The organism is Pedobacter sp. Leaf194, from assembly GCF_001423945.1.
Taxonomy (GTDB): Bacteria; Bacteroidota; Bacteroidia; order Sphingobacteriales; family Sphingobacteriaceae; genus Pedobacter.
Genome location: NZ_LMPU01000001.1, coordinates 558,315 through 574,200, shown reverse-complemented (window position 1 = coordinate 574,200; position 15,886 = coordinate 558,315). Strand labels below are relative to the sequence as shown.

At 39.0% G+C, this 15,886-nt stretch carries 13 protein-coding genes; 7 read left to right on the top strand and 6 right to left on the bottom strand.

The window, feature by feature from the left end; translation table 11 throughout:
• The first annotated feature begins 5 nt into the window (after positions 1 to 5).
• Both ASG14_RS02625 and ASG14_RS02620 read left to right on the top strand, forming a co-directional pair.
• Positions 6 to 674, top strand: coding sequence for a TonB-dependent receptor plug domain-containing protein (locus ASG14_RS02625; protein ID WP_056869500.1), 669 nt, complete (start codon positions 6 to 8; stop codon positions 672 to 674).
• 103 nt (positions 675 to 777) lie between these two features.
• On the top strand, positions 778 to 1,509 hold the full coding sequence (locus tag ASG14_RS02620) for an energy transducer TonB (protein ID WP_056869499.1): 732 nt from the start codon (positions 778 to 780) through the stop codon (positions 1,507 to 1,509).
• 339 nt (positions 1,510 to 1,848) lie between these two features.
• Here ASG14_RS02620 and ASG14_RS02615 read toward each other — a convergent pair whose 3' ends face one another.
• From ASG14_RS02615 to ASG14_RS02605, 3 genes are all read right to left on the bottom strand, one after another.
• Entirely contained in the window at positions 1,849 to 2,619 is a 771-nt protein-coding gene (locus ASG14_RS02615; protein WP_056869498.1) for a succinate dehydrogenase/fumarate reductase iron-sulfur subunit, read from the bottom strand.
• Positions 2,620 to 2,699: 80 nt separating this feature from the next.
• The gene (locus tag ASG14_RS02610; RefSeq protein WP_056869497.1) at positions 2,700 to 4,679 is read right to left on the bottom strand and encodes a fumarate reductase/succinate dehydrogenase flavoprotein subunit; all 1,980 of its coding nucleotides are present in this window, start codon (positions 4,677 to 4,679) and stop codon (positions 2,700 to 2,702) included.
• An 18-nt stretch (positions 4,680 to 4,697) separates the two neighbouring features.
• Complete coding sequence (locus ASG14_RS02605) at positions 4,698 to 5,378, bottom strand: succinate dehydrogenase cytochrome b subunit (RefSeq protein WP_056869496.1); 681 nt, start codon at positions 5,376 to 5,378, stop codon at positions 4,698 to 4,700.
• A gap of 322 nt (positions 5,379 to 5,700) precedes the next feature.
• Between ASG14_RS02605 and ASG14_RS02600 the strand changes: the two genes are divergently transcribed.
• Positions 5,701 to 6,813 (top strand): thioredoxin family protein, encoded by a 1,113-nt coding sequence (locus ASG14_RS02600; protein ID WP_082491307.1) that lies wholly within the window; start codon positions 5,701 to 5,703, stop codon positions 6,811 to 6,813.
• Between the two features lie 130 nt (positions 6,814 to 6,943).
• Here the strand turns inward: ASG14_RS02600 and ASG14_RS02595 are convergent, their stop codons facing one another.
• Both ASG14_RS02595 and ASG14_RS02590 read right to left on the bottom strand, forming a co-directional pair.
• Positions 6,944 to 7,135, bottom strand: coding sequence for a cold-shock protein (locus ASG14_RS02595; RefSeq protein WP_010599638.1), 192 nt, complete (start codon positions 7,133 to 7,135; stop codon positions 6,944 to 6,946).
• Between the two features lie 234 nt (positions 7,136 to 7,369).
• Positions 7,370 to 7,879, bottom strand: a complete 510-nt coding sequence (locus ASG14_RS02590) for a hypothetical protein (RefSeq protein ID WP_056869494.1) — start codon at positions 7,877 to 7,879, stop codon at positions 7,370 to 7,372.
• Between the two features lie 27 nt (positions 7,880 to 7,906).
• Between ASG14_RS02590 and ASG14_RS02585 the strand changes: the two genes are divergently transcribed.
• Positions 7,907 to 8,356 (top strand): hypothetical protein, encoded by a 450-nt coding sequence (locus ASG14_RS02585; protein WP_056869493.1) that lies wholly within the window; start codon positions 7,907 to 7,909, stop codon positions 8,354 to 8,356.
• Positions 8,357 to 8,392: 36 nt separating this feature from the next.
• Here the strand turns inward: ASG14_RS02585 and ASG14_RS02580 are convergent, their stop codons facing one another.
• On the bottom strand, positions 8,393 to 9,940 hold the full coding sequence (locus ASG14_RS02580) for a trypsin-like peptidase domain-containing protein (RefSeq protein WP_056869492.1): 1,548 nt from the start codon (positions 9,938 to 9,940) through the stop codon (positions 8,393 to 8,395).
• Between the two features lie 314 nt (positions 9,941 to 10,254).
• Here ASG14_RS02580 and dapF point away from each other — a divergent pair, with 314 nt between their 5' ends.
• The 3 genes from dapF (at position 10,255) to ASG14_RS02565 (ending at position 15,877) form a co-directional block, all read left to right on the top strand.
• Positions 10,255 to 11,037: a diaminopimelate epimerase gene (gene dapF, locus ASG14_RS02575; protein WP_056869491.1), complete on the top strand. Its 783-nt coding sequence runs from the start codon at positions 10,255 to 10,257 to the stop codon at positions 11,035 to 11,037.
• A 445-nt stretch (positions 11,038 to 11,482) separates the two neighbouring features.
• Positions 11,483 to 12,652: an efflux RND transporter periplasmic adaptor subunit gene (locus ASG14_RS02570; protein WP_056869490.1), complete on the top strand. Its 1,170-nt coding sequence runs from the start codon at positions 11,483 to 11,485 to the stop codon at positions 12,650 to 12,652.
• Positions 12,653 to 12,694: 42 nt separating this feature from the next.
• Positions 12,695 to 15,877 (top strand): efflux RND transporter permease subunit, encoded by a 3,183-nt coding sequence (locus ASG14_RS02565; RefSeq protein WP_056869489.1) that lies wholly within the window; start codon positions 12,695 to 12,697, stop codon positions 15,875 to 15,877.
• The last annotated feature ends 9 nt before the right edge of the window (positions 15,878 to 15,886 follow it).

Here is a 15,886-nt window from a genome sequence, read left to right as displayed (position 1 = left end):
TCACTATGAAAGCAATATTCTTAGTATTGGCGTTGATAACTGGTGGCATCGGCAGCGTAAATGCACAAGTTTACGATAGCCTGTTTAGTAAGTCGCCTTTGTTGAAAGTTAAAGGAATACGGAAGCCAATTTACATCATCGATGGCGTAAAACAGCTTGATTCAGACCTTGCGCATGGCAATTTAATTCCAGATTCTATTGCAGAAATTAAAATTGTAAAAAATGAAGCCGCGATAAAATCATTTGGACTTGAAGCCGCTGATGGTGTAATTTTTATCACAACAAAATCCGGAAGAAAAAATGCCCGCTATCCTGATTTTGACAAATCAGTAAGCTCCGAAGGTATAACTAAAATAAGCGATTTAAAATTTTATCCAAAACCAGCTGAGACAAATTCGATAACAACTGTTGATGAAGCGTCTAAATCTTTGGTGCCGGCTTCTAAGCGTTTGCCAAACCGGATAACCGATGCAGTTTATATTCTTGATGGGCAGAAAATTGAAAAAGACGAAATGCACTGGATTAGTCCCGACAGCATACAAAGCATCTCAATACTAAAAAAAGACAGCGCAATTGCTAAGTACGGCCCGCAAGCAAGCAATGGTGTTGTTATAATTACAACCAAACCCGGCAAAATTTTAAAAGGGCAGCCGAAACCCGCAGACAAGAACTAACAAAATTTTAGCGCCAAGGGTCGATTTTTCATTTTAAATGAAGAGATGGAAGCGTTTTGCAAAAAATTAAAGTCAATTATCATAAAATATAAATCTTATCCCTATGAAAAAACTAATGATCTTATTAATGTTGTCAGCAATAATGCTTGCAGGCAGCGCAGAAAGCTACGCTCAAAAAGTGTACGATTTTGTTTCGGTAGATAAAACACCACAATATCCGGGTGGAATGGCAAAATTTTACCAGTATCTTGGAGCTAATATCAAATATCCGGCAGAAGCCAAGGCAAATAAAACATCAGGCAAAGTATTCCTTTCTTTTATTGTTGAAGAATCAGGTAAGCTAAGCAATATTCAGGTTATAAGGGGCTTGAGTAAAGAAACGAACGCGGAGGCCATAAGAGTTCTTCAAGCCTCACCGAAATGGAACCCGGGCATGGTAAACGGAAAACCTGTTCAGGTGAAGTATAATTTGAGCATCAACTTCGACGCCAATGGTTCCGCAAATTCTAAAAAATCTGCTTTGGGTAATAATAAAATTAAAAGCCCGGTATTTCCTGGAGGGCAGCCGAAACTTTTCAGTTATTTAGCCAAGACCTTGAAGTACCCAACGATTGCGAAGAAAAACAATGTCCAGGGGAAAGTATTGATTTCTTTTGTTGTTGAAATAGACGGCTCATTATCCAATATTCAGGTGGCGAAAGGCTTATCTAAAGAAACTGATGCTGAAGCTTTAAGAGCGGTAAAAAATTCACCTAAATGGGTTCCGGCATTTGACGAATCAGGAAAACCATTTAGGGCAAAGTGCGACCTGCCTGTAAATTTTAAACTCTCGTAAACCTGCATCAAATTAATATCCCTCAAAAACACAAAGCCCCGACAAACTGCCGGGGTTTTATGTTTTCTCTCCTGTCTCGGAACAATAAATTTATAAAATCTTTAATGTATATACAAATTTTACAGAATAAAATTTTTAATCATGCAAATAATTGATATGCTAACATAGAGTTTTTATGATTTTTGCAAATTATAGTTTGTTTCACTTTCTACCCAATTTGGTTTCGAATGTTTTTGTTTACCTTTTATGATTTACAGTACACTAGTTATTAAACGAAAAAGCCCCGAACAAGTTCGAGGCTAAAGCTTCCGGAATTAACCGGAATGCACAGTATATTTTTTAAATCGTTTCTTCTGAAATAAACTTCGCTGAAGCGAAATCGCGGTTCATACGGGCGATGTTTTCTAATGAAATACCTTTAGGGCATTCTGCCTCGCATGCACCTGTATTGGTACAGTTACCAAAGCCTTCAGCATCCATTTGCGCTACCATACTTTGCACGCGGCGATAACGCTCTGGCTGCCCTTGAGGTAACAAGGCCAACTGAGATATCTTGGCAGATACGAATAACATTGCTGAGGCATTTTTACAGGTAGCAACACATGCGCCGCAACCAATACATGCAGCCGCTTCAAAAGCAGCATCAGCATGCATTTTCGGAATCGGAAGGTTATTGGCATCTTGCGCATTACCAGTATTTACCGAAATAAAACCACCAGCGGCAATAACTCTATCGAATGCTGACCGATCTACGGTTAAATCTTTAACCACTGGAAATGCAGCAGCTCTCCAAGGCTCCACAACAATTGTATCTCCGTCTTTAAACGAGCGCATATGCAGTTGGCATGTTGTAACCAAATCTTTAGGCCCGTGTGGCCGGCCGTTGATAAACATTGAGCACATCCCGCAAATACCTTCACGGCAATCGTGATCGAATACCACAGGCTCTTCGCCTTTGTTAATAAGATCTTCGTTTAAAACATCGAACATCTCCAAAAATGACATATCCGGAGAAATGCCAGACAGTTTATAATCGACCAAAGCACCTTTGGTGTTGTTATTTTTCTGACGCCAAACTTTTAGCGTTAAGTTCATATTTCCTGTACTCATGATATTGAGATTTTAGGTAGTTAGTACTTAGTAGTTAGCAGGTAGATGTCATCTAGATACTTACTACTAATCGCTAAATACTATTTATAACTTCTTTGTGCTACTTTAATATTTTCAAACTTCAACTCTTCTTTGTGCAGTTCGAATTGTACGCCTTCTTTAAACTCCCATGCAGCAACGTAGGCATAATTAACATCATCGCGTAATGCCTCACCTTCTTCAGTCTGGTACTCCTCACGGAAGTGACCGCCACAACTTTCATTCCGGTCGAGTGCATCAATACACATTAGTTCACCGAGTTCGATAAAGTCTGCAACACGTCCGGCTTTTTCCAATTCAGGATTTAATTCGTTCACGGTACCCGGAACACGAACATTACTCCAGAATTCGGCACGCAAAGCTCTGATATCGCGAATGGCTTCGTTTAAACCTTCTGCATTACGGGCCATACCACATTTTTCCCACATAATGTGGCCCAAACGTTTGTGGAAATGATCTACCGATTTCGTTCCTTTGATATTAACCAGTTTATTTAATATGCCAACTGCCCTTTCCTCAGCCTCTACAAAGGCAGGGTGATCGGTTGGGATTGCTTTTACTGAAATCTCTTTCGATAAATAAGCGCCAATTGTGTATGGAAGTACAAAGTAACCATCTGCCAAACCCTGCATTAAGGCTGATGCACCAAGCCGGTTAGCACCATGGTCTGAAAAGTTAGCTTCACCTGTGCAATATAAACCAGGAACAGATGTCATCAAGTTATAATCAACCCATAAACCGCCCATTGTATAGTGAACCGCAGGATAGATACGCATCGGTGTTTCGTAAGGATTTTCACCGGTTATTTGTGCATACATGTCGAACAGGTTACCATATTTTTCTTTGATTACAGCTGTTCCTAAACGCATGCAGGTTTCTTTGTCAGGATTGTGAATACCAGCTTTCGAGGCTTCGATTCTACCGTAACGCTCTGTGTTTGCTTTGAAATCAAGGTAAACGGCAAGTTTAGATGCACCTACGCCATAACCGGCATCGCAACGCTCTTTTGCAGCACGCGATGCAACATCACGAGGAACTAGGTTACCGAAAGCAGGATAACGACGCTCTAAATAATAATCTCTTTCATCTTCAGGAATTTCAGAAGCCTTGCGGGTATCATCTTTTTTCTTAGGAACCCAAATCCGGCCATCATTACGTAATGATTCGGACATCAGGGTTAGTTTCGACTGGTGATCGCCTGAAACCGGGATGCAGGTTGGGTGGATTTGCGTGTAGCAAGGATTTGCAAAATAAGCACCTTGCTTGTGTGCTTTCCAGGCCGCTGTAACATTACTTCCCATTGCATTTGTAGAAAGATAGAATACGTTACCGTAACCACCCGTTCCTAAAACCACCGCATGACCGAAGTGACGTTCGATTTCGCCTGTTATTAAATTTCTTGCAATTATACCACGTGCTTTACCATCTATTTTAACAACTTCAAGCATTTCATGGCGGGTATACATTTCTACTTTTCCCATACCAATCTGGCGTTCTAAAGCAGAATATGCACCTAGTAATAATTGCTGACCAGTTTGGCCTGCAGCATAAAAAGTACGTTGAACCTGTGTACCACCAAAAGATCGGTTATCCAACAAGCCGCCGTATTCGCGGGCCAGAGGAACACCCTGCGCCACGCATTGGTCGATAATGTTAGCGCTAACTTCAGCCAAACGATGAACATTTGCTTCGCGGGCTCGGTAATCACCTCCTTTAATTGTATCGTAGAAAAGACGGTAAGTGCTGTCACCATCATTCTGATAGTTTTTCGCTGCATTTATACCACCCTGAGCTGCAATTGAGTGCGCCCGGCGGGGAGAATCCTGAAAGCAGAAACATTTAACTTTGTAACCCATTTCGGCTAAAGTTGCTGCCGCAGAAGCACCAGCCAATCCTGAACCAACAATAATTACTTCAATCGTTCTCTTGTTCGATGGGTTAACCAAAGGCACAGAAGACTTGTATTTTGTCCATTTATTGGTTAATTCTCCTTCTGGAATATTTGAATTAATATCTGACATATCTCTTTTGTGCTAAAATTAATTGATTAAATGTGTGTAAACCGCAATCGGCATCAATGCGAAAACAACCGAAATGATGATTGCATACCAAACGCTTACCCTTTTAATTATCCCATTATATTTAGAATGATTCCAACCCATAGTTTGAAATGCAGATGCAAAACCGTGTAATAAATGGTAACATAAAGAAATCATTAAAAGTACGTAGGCAATAACCCGAACCGGATCCTGAAATTTCTCCCTCATTACCGCATACAAATCTTCATTGCCATTTGCATCTACCGTCGGGATGCCTGTAAAACGAGAAACTACCCAGAAATCTTTCAGGTGAATAACCAGAAAAATAAGTAAAAGCGTACCTAACAAGCCCATTGAGCGGCTATACCATTTACTGTTCGCATTACCATTGTATGCAGCATAACCTTCCGGACGGGCTTTTCTGTTTTGAATAGTCAGGTTAACCGCCTGGTAAATGTGTACCAGCAAACCCAAAAACAAAATGTACTCTCCAGCCCTGATGATCCAGTTGGTGGCCATAAAATGTGCACCAATGTTAAACTTCAACCCGCTATCGTCAAGAAAAATTAGCGAATTGATACCAGCATGTACAATTAAAAAAAGTATCAGGAATATACCTGTAATACCCATCACGTATTTTCTTCCTATTGATGAAGAAAGTGCATTTCCGAAACCACTCATTTGATTAGGATTTATATCTAAATTTCTTGCAAAAGTATCTAATTATGAGTTTAATTTATAAACGATTATGACAAATCAGCGATAAAACATTTATTTAGAAACATTCTAAGGCGATTTATTCTCCCGACAGGAAATTCCAAATCGATTAGGCATAAAAGATTTATGCCACCAGACAGCTTGAGCTTAAATTTGAGGTTTTTTGTAGCGAATTTTTAATTAAAAATGCATTTCCACAATGAATTAACAGTCGCAACTGCAAACGAATATTTGGAACTTTTGTATAACTAAGTTTTTCGTTATATTGCAGTATTAAATTAATTTTATGATGAAATTACTCATAAGTTCGGCTCTGTTTATGTGTTTGCTATCCGGATGCATTAACAGGCAGGCCACATTTAATGTGACAACTAAAAATTTTCCGAGAAATTCGGTTATCAGTATTTATAGTCCTGAGAACGGCGTTACATACCTTGTCGAAAACATTACCAATAAAAAACAGACTTTTAAAGTAAACTTTAAGAAAAAGGGCTACGTCGCCTTGAAGGTCTCCATTGGCCCAACCGATAGAGAGTTTTGGTTTTACATCAACAGTGGAACGTTCGAAGCAGTTTTAAATGCCAATGACGATAAAGTCTACCCCTTCGTCACGGCGCCAAACGAAGAAACCGAGCAGTTTAGAGCATTTTATAAATTGAAACGGTTGATGGGCAAAAAAGTAATGGATAGTGTGAGCAGCGCAACCCTTGCATTGGATAAGTCTACCTCCGCAAATGTTGAACAAAGGGCAAGAAATTTAGACTTTTGGATGGAAAAAAGAAGCTCTAACGAATTAAATATGATCGAAACCTTCGCAAAAAAATATCCCTCTTCTCTCCACACTTTATTTTTGCTTGATCAACTTGGCCAAATAGATACAAATACCGGACGTTACGTTGCAATATTTAATAGTTTGGATAAAACGGTAAAAGAAAGTGAGGCTGGGAAAAATTTTGTTGAGCAGGTAACACGTAAGACGAGAATGATGGCCGGAAATATTATGCCTGAAATTGAAGGCCAAAATCCACAGGGCGCTAATTTTGAAAAGAAAATTCTCAAAAAAGTTAACCTTGTTATTGTTTGGACTTCCTATAACACAAAAATACGAGAGAATACAAAATTGTTAACCGATATGTACAAAAGCTTTGAAGGGAAAGACGTGGAATTTATCGGCATTTCTCTTGATAAACGTAAAGATTGGTGGCTAAATGTAATCGCTGATGATAAATTAAGCTGGCCACAGTATTCAGATTTAAAGGGCGCTAAATCGCCGAATGCGAAAAACCTGAGCGATTATAACATCCCTTACTTCTTTATAATCGATAAGAACGCAAAGATATTGATGAATAACGACCTCAGACCTGAGTTTATCAGACAGGAAATCGAAAAACGACTGTAGGGTAATATTGAGATAAAGTTTGATAATGATACTATACAGCTGCTTGCAACCGGCATTCTGAAAAATCTTGCCCATAAAAAAAGTCCCGATTTTTATCGGGACTTTTTACGATTTATGTGTTCGAGTTTTCTTAAGCTACTTTAACATTTACCGCGTTTAGGCCTTTTCTACCTTCTTCTACATCGTAGTTTACGGTATCATTCTCACGAATGTTGTCAATTAAGCCTGAAGCATGAACAAAAATTTCGGCATCGCCATTAGATGGAGTGATAAATCCGAAACCTTTAGTTTCATTAAAAAATTTTACTGTTCCTTGTTGCATTATATTGTATTTTAATTTGCATCAAAGATATGGTTAAATACCTATTAATCAATTTTTTATTTTTTTTATTTTAATTATTTACCAATATACCGCTTAATTTGCCCTTAAAGCTAATTTTGCGATGCATTATCAACCTCTCCAATTCGCTTAAGCAGTGAGTTTTCGCATATTCCGGGACCTAAAAGCCCACTTCCTCTAAATTGGTTGATAAGCTAAAACAGCGAAACAGCTTATTTAACTATACACCATTTCTTGCCGCTGTTCGTAATTTATTTTCAAATCGCTCGTCACTTTCACCATAAAAGGCCTGTTAAAGTTGCTTTCGATATCGTAACTCAAAATCAATAAATCGCCAACAATTTCGTGTAGAACCAGCCGCTTACTGGTATAAGTTAATGAAACCACGTGGTTTGCCTTGTTCAATAAATCCGAAGAATAAATGTGAAGTTCCGCCAAATCGAAAAGTATCGGCCTACTATCTGTGTCATTTAAAACGGGGATTTTGCTTTCCAGGGCATCAATGCTAGTCATAACCGAATACTGGAGTTTTTGGTGTAAAACCTTTGCCTTCTCATTCGCCGATAGCATTTCTGAAAATGTATGCAAATTTTCATTACAACTGAACGGCCTTGATTTTTTTTGGAATTCGCGGTAAGTATCGTGGAAAACCCTGCGTTCAAAATTTGTGCTGCACATGAAATTGAAATATTGTTTAGCGCAAAGGTTAATGTAAGCTAAAGGCATAATATTCAGGTTGTTGCTAATTCAAATATGATTAAAACTGCTTTGCATATCGGTAAATATTCAAACGATATCCAATTCTTATATGCGAAACTAAAATCCTTTTATGAATTTAAAATGAACAAGTTTCATATACAAAACGACCTAATTCTTAAAATCGCTTCACTGCAGGCAAATAAAATTGATTTGGAAAGCAGATTTCTGCACTTTTTCGGCTACGATAGTCCTGCCAACCGCTTTATTCAGCCGAAAGAAAAACTCGGCTTTCATGCCCGCTCATGTCAGGTTTATAAATTAAAGCCATTACAAGAAACTAAAAACAAGGTGCCAAAGAGTTTCTCAAAGTTGGATATGCTCCTTTGCTTTTGCCGAGTAAAACCAGGTAAGTTTTCTAAAGCTATAGTCAATCCCGAAGCACAAAGCATTCTAAACCGTCAGTTTTTAACCATTCACCCTGAAACAAAAAAAGGGCTTGATTAAAAACCAAGCCCTTTTTGTAAAATATTAAACTTTCAATTACTGTGCAGGGAAACTAAAATTAAAGGTACCCTGGGCACTTACCCCAGACATATAAATCATGTTATTTCGGGTTTGTGGTAATGCTTTTTGAACGTCGGCAACCGAATTTACCGGCTGACCATTTACTTTTGTAATGATCAAGCCTTTTTCAACACCAATATTGTCGAAAGCTTTTCCTGTAACTACAGAGTTTACAACAACGCCACTATTAACGCCGTATTTCGATTTCTGTGCTTGTGTTGCAGGCACGAAAGTTGCACCCAGCTTTGAAACCTCTACACTCTTGGTCGTTGCAAGGTTGGTGTTCACGCCAACGCTAGATTCTCCCTTTAAAGTTACGGTGAAATCTTTTAATGAACCATCTCTTAAAACAGTCAATTTTACTTTATCACCTGGGTTTAAACGACCAATTCTTTCTTGCAAATCAGGCGAATCATTAATTACAACGCCATCTACCTTTTTAATCACGTCTCCAGATTTTAATCCGGCTACAGCACCGCCACCACCTGGAACAACCTCATTAACGTATAGTCCGCTAACCTCATTTGATTTAATTTCAGCCGGGTTATCTGCACTTAATGGAACAAAACTTACTCCAATATAACCACGTTTTACTGAACCATATTTCATAAAATCATCAACGATTTTACGAGCCAAATTTACAGGAATGGCAAAGCCATAACCTTGATTATAACCACTTTGAGAAGCAATTGCAGAATTAATACCAACCAGTTCGCCATTCGCATTTACTAAAGCACCACCGCTATTACCCGGGTTAATTGCCGCATCTGTTTGAATAAAAGATTCGATGCTTGTATTTGCAGGGCGATCTGGTCTTTTACCCGTACGCTGATACTCTCTGTATTCTTCCTCAGTGATTTCACCACCTTCCTGCTCACGACCGATAATACCGATACTTCTGTTTTTTGCACTTACGATACCTGCGGTTACCGTTGTATTTAAATCTAACGGGAAACCAACAGCCAATACCCATTCGCCAACCTGAACATTATCAGAGTTACCAAATTTAACAACTGGCAAATTGGTTGCATTTACTTTGATAAGTGCCAAATCCGTATTCGGGTCTCTACCGATAACTTTTGCTTCAACTTTACGTCTGTCGGTTAAAATTACTTCAACTTTTTCCGCATTTTCAACTACGTGGTTATTGGTAACAATGTAGCCATCCTGACTAATGATCACACCCGAACCCGATGCAGCTCTTGGCTGGCGTTGCATCTGCCTTCCGCCACCGCCAAAGAAATCCTCGAACATATCCATAGGAGATGAACCGCTTCTACCGCCGCTTTTAGAAGCATAAGTTGTTTTAATGTGAACTACGCCTGGCGCAACTGCTGCCGCTGCCTGCGTAAAATCTGCAGTACCAGCTGATGATACCTTAAGTGGATTATTGGCAAAGTATAAATTCTGTTTTTCAGAAATTGTACTGCCAGTTTGGTTACTTTCAAATAGCTTGTAACCTCCAATTGCTGCTGCCCCACCTATAAAAGCAGCCAACACTGTAATTCCTAGTATTTTTTTCATGTGTTTGTATAATTTTTTTTTAATCCCCTGATATTACAAGCATTATCGCTAGCTAATTGTTTGCCTATAATATTTAAGTTTGTTAATTTATAAAGGTTCGCGAGAGCATCAATTCACTTTGATTTAAGCAGAATGCTCAGGCAGTTTTTATCTGCTCAAATTTTCTTTCGTAACTATCTTCAAATTTAATACCATATAAACGATATTTGTAACTGCAAAGCACCTAAAGCTGTGTTAAAAAATGTTAAATTAAATATTAAATGCACACAATTGGCTTTTGCAACTCAAATATTGCAGTAAATAATGAAGAAAAAATGAAAATGAATTTCTTTAAATATCAGGGCGCTGGAAACGACTTTATTCTGATCGACCACAGGATGAGTTCGCTAAATAGTGTCGATAATGCCTTAATAGAGCAGCTTTGTCACCGCAGATTTGGCATTGGAGCCGATGGATTGATGTTTTTAACGAGCCATGATGACTACGATTTTGAGATGCATTATTTCAACGCTGATGGCAAGTTGGGGAGTATGTGTGGTAATGGTGGGCGTTGCATTGTTGCTTTTGCGAAATACCTTGGCGTTATAGAGAAAGAGACTAACTTTTTGGCAGTTGATGGCGCTCATTATGCCAGAATTTCAGACGATGGTAACTGGGTTGATTTACAAATGATTGATGTTGAATCGATAACCAATGATGGTGAAGCATTTGTGTTAAATACAGGCTCTCCACATTATGTAGCGCTAAAAAATAATCTGGATAGTTTTGATGTTTTTACTAACGGAAAAAACATCAGGTATAATTCTACTTATAATGAAAAAGGCATAAACGTTAATTTTGTTGAAGATAAAGGCGACCACTTATTTGTTCGTACCTATGAGCGTGGCGTTGAGGATGAAACCTACGCTTGCGGAACAGGTGTAACTGCGGTTGCAATGGCGATGGCAAAATACAAAGATCAAACCGGACATATTAAAACCAATATTAAGGTGCTGGGCGGAGATATTAAAATAGAATTTGATTATGATGGAATCAAATTCACAAACGTTTTCTTGTGTGGCCCTGCAAAACTTGTTTTTGAAGGCGACATCAGTTAGAAGGCAAACGCTGATTGTGTTTAATATTTGCTAAATTTTTTGTACTACTGCGCTGCAACTTAGAAAATTCTATTTCGAGTGATCACATAAGCGTGTACTTTAAACACTAACCAAAGGGAAAATTGCCTGATTTTGAACACATTTATCGTTTTTAAAACACTACAATTCAGCTTTAATTAACAGTATTTAACCTCTGTCGCAATTTATTTACACATCAAATTTAAGGCAAAAAACCGTTATAAAATACTTTAGAACAGCTATTTAAACCGTGTAGCCATCTTTTTCATTATCAAAATAAATCAATCGATTGATTAAATGACAGAATTTGGACAGACTTATTTTTTTTTAGGCTCTATTTTTGGGCACAAATTGCGAAACTCAAAGCATCGACTTTGACAACGCTTTTGATCCGGAGATAATTTTAAACAACACACAATAATAGTCCATGAGAAAAGTAACAACTCTCTTTTTCAGTATCAGCATTGCTATGGTTTTAGCATCATGCGGCGGTAATGACGATGCTAAAAAAGCTGCAGCCGCAGCGGCTGCAGGTCCGCAAGCCTACCCGGTTTTTACCGTTAACGCACAAACAACAGAATTAAATTCAGATTATCCTGCAACTATCGAAGGGATTCAGAACATCGATATCCGCCCAAAAGTAGATGGTTTTATTCAAAAGATATTTGTAGATGAAGGTACCGTTGTAAAGAAAGGACAATTGCTTTTTACCATTATGGCGCCACAATACGAACAAGAAGTTAGAACGGCGAGAGCTGCCATCAGCAGTGCCGAAGCAGACGTAAATGCAGCCCAGCTTCAGGTTAATAAAACAAAGCCACTTGTAGAGAAAGACATCATCAGCAAATACGATTTAGATGCCGCACAACTTACACTTCAAAGCAGAAAAGCTGCGCTTGCGCAGGCAAGAGCAACCTTGGCAAATGCACGGGTAAATTTAGGCTATACTTCCATTACAAGTCCGGTTGATGGAATTGTAGGCAGTATCCCTTTCCGTACCGGAAGTTTGGTAAGCAGTTCGAGCACAGAGCCGTTAACAACCGTTTCAAATACATCCAAAGTTTATGCTTACTTCTCCTTAAACGAGAAGCAACTTTTAGACTTTTCGAAAACTTATAAAGGCAACACGCTTTCGCAACAAATGAAGAATATTCCGCCTGTTAGTCTGGTACTGGCCGACGGAACCGTGTATGCTCAAAACGGTAAAATAGAGTCGATAAATAGTCAGATAAATACAAATACTGGTTCCGCTAGTTTAAGAGCTACGTTTCCAAATCCAATTGCCTTGCTAAAATCCGGCGGAAGTGCTTCCGTTAGAATTCCACAGAAAGTTGAAAATGCAATTTTAGTTCCTCAAACATCAACAGTTGATTTACAGGGCAAAAAATTTGTTTATGTTTTGGGCGATTCAGCGAAAGTTACCAGTACTGAAATTCAGATTATGGATCTGGCAAAGGATAAATTTTATGTGGTAACAAAAGGTTTAAAAGTTGGCGACAAAATCGTGCTGGAAGGCTTCCAGTCGTTAAAAGATGGCACTAAAATAAAACCCGAAGAAAGAAGTGCCGACTCAGTTTACGCTGACATTAAAAAATAAACGGTTTCGTAAACCGTATAGCAACAATCGTAATTCAAAATTATGTTTAAGAAATTTATAGAAAGGCCGGTTCTATCAACGGTTATATCCATCATCATCGTAATTCTCGGTGTTTTAGGTTTGGCCACTTTGCCGGTTTCACAGTACCCGGAAATTGCGCCGCCAACGGTACAGGTTTCTACCGCTTACCAGGGTGCCAATGCCGATGTGGTTATGAATAGTGTGGTAGTTCCGTTGGAAGAACAAATTAACGGAGTGGAAGACATGACTTACATGACTTCTTCTGCGAGTAACGATGGTACAGCAACCATTACAGTAAACTTTAAGTTAGGAACAAACCCAGATTTGGCGGCCGTTAACGTTCAAAACCGCGTGGCCCGTGCAACCAGTTTATTACCTGCAGAGGTAACTAAATCTGGTGTTATCACCGCAAAAAGACAAGCTAGTAACGTATTGATTTTCGGCTTGTACAGCGACGACCCATCTTATGACCAGAAGTTTCTTCAGAATTATGCGAACATTAACATCATTCCTCAAATTAAGCGTATTAATGGTGTTGGTGATGCAAGTGCATTCGGAACTTTAGATTATACCATGCGCCTTTGGTTAAAGCCAGACATTATGGCAACCTATGGTTTGGTGCCAAGTGATGTTAATGCGGCGCTGGCCGATCAAAACGTTGAGGCTGCGCCGGGCCAGTTTGGCGAACAGGGCGACCAGGCATTTCAATATACCTTAAAATATACGGGCAGGCTGAAAGACGAAGCCCAATTTGGAAACATCATTATCAAATCTGATGCGAACGGGCAAATTCTTCGCTTAAAAGACATTGCAAGAATAGAATTAGGTGCTCAAAGCTACGCAAGTTCTGTAAAATTTAATGGCAAGCAGGCTTTAGGTATCGCAATTAATCAAACGGCAGGTTCTAATGCCAAAGAAGTTATCGAGAATTCGATTAAAACATTAGATGAAGCGCAAAAAACGTTTCCGAAAGGCGTTCATTATTCAACGCTTGTTAACGTAAACGATTTCCTCGATGCATCAATTGAGAAGGTAATACACACATTAATTGAGGCCTTTATTTTGGTGTTCCTTGTTGTATTTATCTTTCTGCAGGATTTCCGTTCAACATTAATACCGGCGATAAGTGTTCCGGTAGCAATTATTGGTACGTTTTTCTTTTTAAGTTTATTCGGGTTTACCATAAACCTGCTCACACTATTTGCACTTGTGCTTGCCATCGGTATTGTGGTAGATGATGCGATTGTGGTTGTAGAGGCGGTACACGCCAAACTAGATGAAGGTTACACAGATGCCAAAAAAGCAACGATTGATGCGATGGACGACATCAGTGGTGCAATTATTTCCATCACTTTGGTAATGGCGGCGGTGTTTATCCCGGTGAGTTTTATTCAGGGCTCGTCTGGTGTATTTTACAAACAATTCGGTTTAACGCTTGCAATTTCAATCATTTTATCAGCAATTAACGCGTTAACTTTAAGTCCGGCGTTGTGTGCATTATTTTTAAAACCACATACTGAAGACCACGAGAAAAAGAAAAATTTCTTACAGCGTTTTTATGGTGCATTTAATACATCATTTGATGCAGTTACCGGAAAATACAAGAAATCTGTCGGTTTTCTTTCCCATAACAAATGGATGGTTGGTTTAGGCATCGCTTTCTTTACCATTATTTTGGTTTGGACAATGAATACGACACCGAAAGGATTCGTACCGAATGAAGATTTGGGCACAATTATGTCCGACATTTCACTTCCGGCAGGAACATCTCAGGAAGAAACCAATGTTGTTATCGCAAAAATTGATAGTATTGCCCATGGTATTCCGGAAATTAAAAATACGTTGCGGGTTGTTGGCCGGAGTTTGATTAGTGGTTCGGGAAGTTCATACGGTATGGTAATTTCGCGATTATCGCCATGGGATGAGCGTAAAGGCCGTGATGTGAAAACGATTATTGGTGAATTATTTGCCAAAACCGCTAACATTAAGGGCGCTAAAATCATTTTCTTTGCGCCACCAACCATTCAGGGTTTTGGTACAAGTGGAGGTTTCGAATTCCAGCTACAGGATAAAACCGGTGGCGACATTAAAAAATTCAACGAAATTGGGAACGGGTTTTTGGCGGCACTAAGTAAACGTCCGGAAATTCAATATGCATCAACTTCTTTTAATCCTAACTTTCCTCAATACCAAATTGATGTTAACGTGGCAAAGGTAAAGCAAGCCGGTTTAACAGTAGCCGATGTTTTGGGCGTTATGCAAGGGTATTACGGTGGTGTTTACGCATCAAACTTTAATAAATTTGGCAAGCAGTTTAGGGTAATGTATCAGGCTGATGCTCAATACCGTGCCAATGAACAAACTTTAACCAGAATCTTTGTGAGAAACAGTTCCGGTCAAATGGCTCCGGTTTCCGAATTTATCACCTTATCGAAAGTTTACGGCCCACAAGCAATTTCGCGTTTCAATTTATTTACCTCAATCTCAGTAACGGGTAACCCAAATGCAGGTTATAGTTCTGGTGATGCATTGAAAGCCGTTCAGGAAGTAGCTGCACAAAGCTTACCAGCTGGATATGGTTATGAATTCTCAGGCTTATCTCGTGAGGAAATAAGTGGCGGTAGCCAAACGGTATTCATCTTTTTACTTTGTATAATTTTCGTTTATTTCTTGTTGGCTGCGCAGTACGAAAGCTATATTTTACCCTTAGCAGTATTAATCTCTTTACCAATTGGTTTATCAGGCGTATTCGTTTTCGATAAAATATTTGGCGTAGATAATAACATCTACACCCAGATTACACTGATTATGCTTGTTGGTTTACTAGCCAAAAACGCAATTTTAATTGTAGAATATGCGGTAGACAGACGCAGAAAAGGAATGAGCATTATTAATGCTGCCATCGATGGTGCAACTGCCCGTTTACGCCCGATTTTAATGACGTCTTTTGCCTTTATTCTCGGGTTGTTGCCGCTAATGTTGTCATCAGGTGTAGGTGCTTCGGGTAACAAATCGATCGGAACGGGTGCTGTAGGCGGTATGCTTATTGGTACATTGTTTGGCGTATTCGTTATACCTGCATTGTTTATTATTTTCCAAAGTTTACAGGAGAGAATCAGCAACAAATCACCCTTCGAAGAAGGAATTGAAAAGGAACAAACGCCCGAAGAGTACGAGTTAGCAACCGCTAAAAGTAAACACTAATTTTAACAA